General features: G+C 65.0%; 7 protein-coding genes. All 7 read left to right on the top strand.

Going from position 1 to position 3,424, the window contains the following annotated elements:
- The first annotated feature begins 66 nt into the window (after nucleotides 1–66).
- The gene (rpsJ, locus tag QMC81_11805) at nucleotides 67–375 is read left to right on the top strand and encodes a 30S ribosomal protein S10 (GenBank protein ID MDI6908154.1); all 309 of its coding nucleotides are present in this window, start codon (nucleotides 67–69) and stop codon (nucleotides 373–375) included.
- A 29-nt stretch (nucleotides 376–404) separates the two neighbouring features.
- Nucleotides 405–1,037 (top strand): 50S ribosomal protein L3, encoded by a 633-nt coding sequence (gene rplC / locus QMC81_11800; protein MDI6908153.1) that lies wholly within the window; start codon nucleotides 405–407, stop codon nucleotides 1,035–1,037.
- A 37-nt stretch (nucleotides 1,038–1,074) separates the two neighbouring features.
- Nucleotides 1,075–1,695 carry a 50S ribosomal protein L4 gene (gene rplD / locus QMC81_11795; GenBank protein MDI6908152.1) on the top strand — a complete coding sequence of 207 codons (621 nt, stop codon included), beginning with the start codon at nucleotides 1,075–1,077 and terminating at the stop codon, nucleotides 1,693–1,695.
- A 1-nt stretch (nucleotide 1,696) separates the two neighbouring features.
- The gene (gene rplW, locus QMC81_11790) at nucleotides 1,697–1,984 is read left to right on the top strand and encodes a 50S ribosomal protein L23 (GenBank protein MDI6908151.1); all 288 of its coding nucleotides are present in this window, start codon (nucleotides 1,697–1,699) and stop codon (nucleotides 1,982–1,984) included.
- Between the two features lie 17 nt (nucleotides 1,985–2,001).
- Complete coding sequence (gene rplB, locus QMC81_11785; GenBank protein ID MDI6908150.1) at nucleotides 2,002–2,829, top strand: 50S ribosomal protein L2; 828 nt, start codon at nucleotides 2,002–2,004, stop codon at nucleotides 2,827–2,829.
- A 19-nt stretch (nucleotides 2,830–2,848) separates the two neighbouring features.
- Entirely contained in the window at nucleotides 2,849–3,133 is a 285-nt protein-coding gene (gene rpsS / locus QMC81_11780; GenBank protein MDI6908149.1) for a 30S ribosomal protein S19, read from the top strand.
- 13 nt (nucleotides 3,134–3,146) lie between these two features.
- On the top strand, nucleotides 3,147–3,424 hold a 278-nt coding region (gene rplV / locus QMC81_11775), incomplete at its 3' end, for a 50S ribosomal protein L22 (GenBank protein ID MDI6908148.1).

The following is a 3,424-nucleotide window of genomic DNA, read 5'->3' as shown; positions in this document are numbered from 1 at the left end:
TCCGCGAGGGCGGACGCACCGTGGGCGCCGGCGTGGTCACCGCCCTGAGAGAGTAGGAGGGGTAGCGTGTCCAGGCAAAAAATCCGCATCCGGTTAAAGGCTTTCGACCACAACATGCTGGACCAGTCGGCGCAGAAGATCGTCGAAACGGCAAAGCGGACAGGGGCTGAGATCGCGGGGCCGATTCCCCTGCCGACCGAAAAGAACATCTACACGATCCTGCGCTCGCCGCACAAAGACAAGGATTCGCGGGAGCAGTTCGAAATCCGGACCCACAAGCGCTTGATCGATATCCTCGAGCCGACGCCCAAGACGGTGGACGCCCTGATGCGCCTCGATCTGCCGGCCGGAGTGGACATCGAGATCAAGCTCTAGCGGTTCGGGGGAGCAGGAGGTGCCAAGGAATGGCCAAGGGAATTCTCGGGCGTAAGCTCGGTATGACGCAGGTCTTCACGCCGGAGGGGCTGGTGGTCCCGGTGACCCTGATCGAGGCCGGCCCCTGCACGGTCGTGCAGAAGAAGACCCCGGAATCCGACGGGTACGGCGCTGTTCAGCTCGGCTGGGGCGACGTCAAAGAGCGCAAGGTGACGAAGCCGCTGCGCGGGCACTTCGCGAAGGCCGGCCTCAAGCCGCTGCGCTACCTGCGGGAGGTCCGGGTCGAGGATCCGGACAGCTACACGGTGGGGCAGGAAATCAAGTGCGACCTGTTCAGCACCGGGGAACTGGTCGACGTTACCGGAACGACCAAGGGGCGCGGCTTCGCCGGCGGCATCAAGCGCCACGGCTTCCACCGCGGCCCGATGAAGCACGGCTCGAAGTATCACCGCCGCCCCGGCTCCGCAGCGGCCAAGGGCCCGGCCCGGGTCTTCAAGGGGCGGAGGATGCCCGGCCAATACGGGGTGGAGCAGGTTACGGTACAGAACCTGGAGGTCGTCAAGGTGGACCCGGAGCGCAACCTGCTGGCCGTCAAAGGCGCGATCCCCGGGCCGAAGAACGGCCTGGTGCTCGTGAAGCAGGCGGTCAAGGCCTTACAGTAGCGCTCAAGCAGATTCGTACGAGGAAGGAGGCACTGCCGTGCCCAAGGTGGCGGTTTACAATACCCGCGGCGAGCAGGTAGGCGAGATTGACCTGAAGGACGACATCTTCGGGCAGCCGGTCAACGAGGCCGTGCTGCACGAAATGGTGGTCATGCAGCTCGCCAACCGCAGGCGCGGGACACACGATACGTTGGTCCGGGGGGAGGTCCGCGGCGGCGGCCGCAAGCCCTGGCGGCAAAAGGGCACCGGGCGCGCGCGGCACGGGAGCATCCGGTCGCCGATCTGGCGCGGCGGCGGGATCGTTTTCGGACCCCACCCGCGCGATTACAGTTACAGCGTGCCCAAGAAGGTGCGGCGCCTGGCCTTAAAGTCCGCCCTGTCGGCCAAGGCCGGCGAGGGCCGGATCGTGGTGCTTGACGATCTCGCCATTGAAGCTCCCAAGACCCGGGAGATGGTGACCATCCTGAACAACCTGAAGGCCGACAAGGCGCTGGTGGTCACCGCGGGGGCCGACGTCAATGTCGAGAAGTCGGCGCGCAACATCCCGGGCGTGAAATCCCTGGCGGCGGCGCACCTCAACGTTTACGATATCCTGGATCACCCGACCCTGGTAATTACCCGGGATGCGGTGGCCAAGGTCGAGGAGGCGCTAGGTTAAAATGAAGTTTGCCCAGGACATCATCCGGCGCCCGATGGTAACCGAAAAGTCCATGTCCCTGACGGGGGAGAACAAGTACACCTTCCTGGTCGACCCGCGGGCGAACAAGACCGAGATCAAAAAGGCGATCGAGGAGCTCTTCAAGGTCAAGGTGACCAAGGTCAACACCATCCGCCAGGAGGGCCGGCGGCGCCGCCGGCGCAACGTCGTCGGCTTTACGCCGGAGGTCAAGAAAGCCATAGTGACCCTGCGCCCGGGCGATAAGATCGAGATCCTGGAAGGCGTATAGGTCGAGGAGGGAAGCAGATGGCCACAAAGAAATATAAGCCCACCTCTCCGGGACGCCGCTTTGTCACGGTCCCCGATTTCGCGGATGTCACCCGGAAAGAGCCGGAAAAGTCCCTGCTGGCGCCCCTCAAGCGCAAGGGCGGCCGGAACAACCTGGGCCGGCTGACGGTGCGCCACCAGGGCGGTGGGCATAAGAAGCAATACCGGATTATCGATTTTAAACGTGATAAGGACGGGATCCCCGCCCGGGTCGCCAGCATCGAGTATGACCCCAACCGTACGGCGAACATCGCCCTTCTGCACTACGCCGACGGGGAAAAACGGTATATTATCGCCCCCAGCGGGCTGCGGGTCGGACAGACCGTTGTCTCGGGCGCGGATGCCGACATCAAGGTGGGCAACGCCCTGCCGCTGCGGAACATCCCGGCCGGTACCCTGATCCATAACCTGGAGCTTTACCCCGGCCAGGGCGCCAAGGTCATCCGCTCCGCGGGCGGGGCCGCGCAGCTCATGGCCAAGGAGGGCGGCCATGCCCACGTGCGCCTGCCCTCGGGCGAAGTGCGGCTTTTCCACCTGGACTGCAGGGCGACCATCGGCCAGGTCGGCAACCTGGAGCACGAGAACATCACCGTCGGGAAGGCGGGCCGCCGGCGCTGGCTGGGCATCCGCCCGACCGTCCGCGGCGTCGTGATGAACCCGGTCGACCACCCGCACGGCGGCGGCGAGGGACGCTCGCCCGTCGGCCGGGCGCCGGTCACCCCTTGGGGCAAGCCGGCCCTCGGGGCGCCGACCCGGAAGAAGAACAAGGCCAGTGACAGGCTGATCGTCAAACGGCGGAAGAAGTAAGGAGGAAGGGGGGCCGAACATGGGCCGTTCACTGAAAAAGGGACCGTACTGCGAACCCAGGCTCTTGGCCCGGGTCGAGGAGATGAACGCTAAGGGTGACAAGCGGGTCCTGAAGACCTGGTCCCGCCGGTCAACCATCTTCCCCCAGATGATTGGCCACACCATCGCCGTCTACGACGGGCGCAAGCACGTCCCGGTCTACATTACGGAGGAAATGGTCGGGCACAAGCTCGGCGAATTCGCTCCGACCCGTACCTTCAGGGGCCACGGGCATCACACGGAAAGATCCACGGCGTTGAAGTAAGGGGGATCTAAGCATGGAAGCGAAAGCGATCGCGAAATACATCCGGATCTCTCCCCGTAAGGCCCGCGAGGTTGTGAATCTCATGCGCGGCAAGCCGGTGGAGGAGGCGCTGGCCGTCCTGCGCTTCACCCCCAACCGCGGCGCGGCGGCCATCGCCAAGGTGCTGCGGTCGGCGATTGCCAACGCCGAGCATAACTACGAGATGAACCGCGACGACCTCGTCGTCTCCAGGGCCTTCGTCGACCAGGGGCCGACCATGAAGCGGTTTCAGCCCCGGGCTTACGGCCGGGC

The sequence above is a fragment of the Thermoanaerobacterales bacterium genome, from assembly GCA_030019475.1.
Lineage (GTDB): Bacteria > Bacillota > Desulfotomaculia > Desulfotomaculales > JASEER01 > JASEER01.
This window is presented reverse-complemented; position numbering and strand designations above follow the sequence as displayed.

Bases quoted from the DNA above. Each gene is read 5' to 3' on its own strand.
- rpsS (MDI6908149.1), top strand. From the start codon at position 2,849: ATGGGCCGTTCACTGAAAAAGGGACCGTACTGCGAACCCAGGCTCTTG.
- rplB (MDI6908150.1), top strand. From the start codon at position 2,002: ATGGCCACAAAGAAATATAAGCCCACCTCTCCGGGACGCCGCTTTGTC.
- rplW (MDI6908151.1), top strand. From the start codon at position 1,697: ATGAAGTTTGCCCAGGACATCATCCGGCGCCCGATGGTAACCGAAAAG.
- rplC (MDI6908153.1), top strand. From the start codon at position 405: ATGGCCAAGGGAATTCTCGGGCGTAAGCTCGGTATGACGCAGGTCTTC.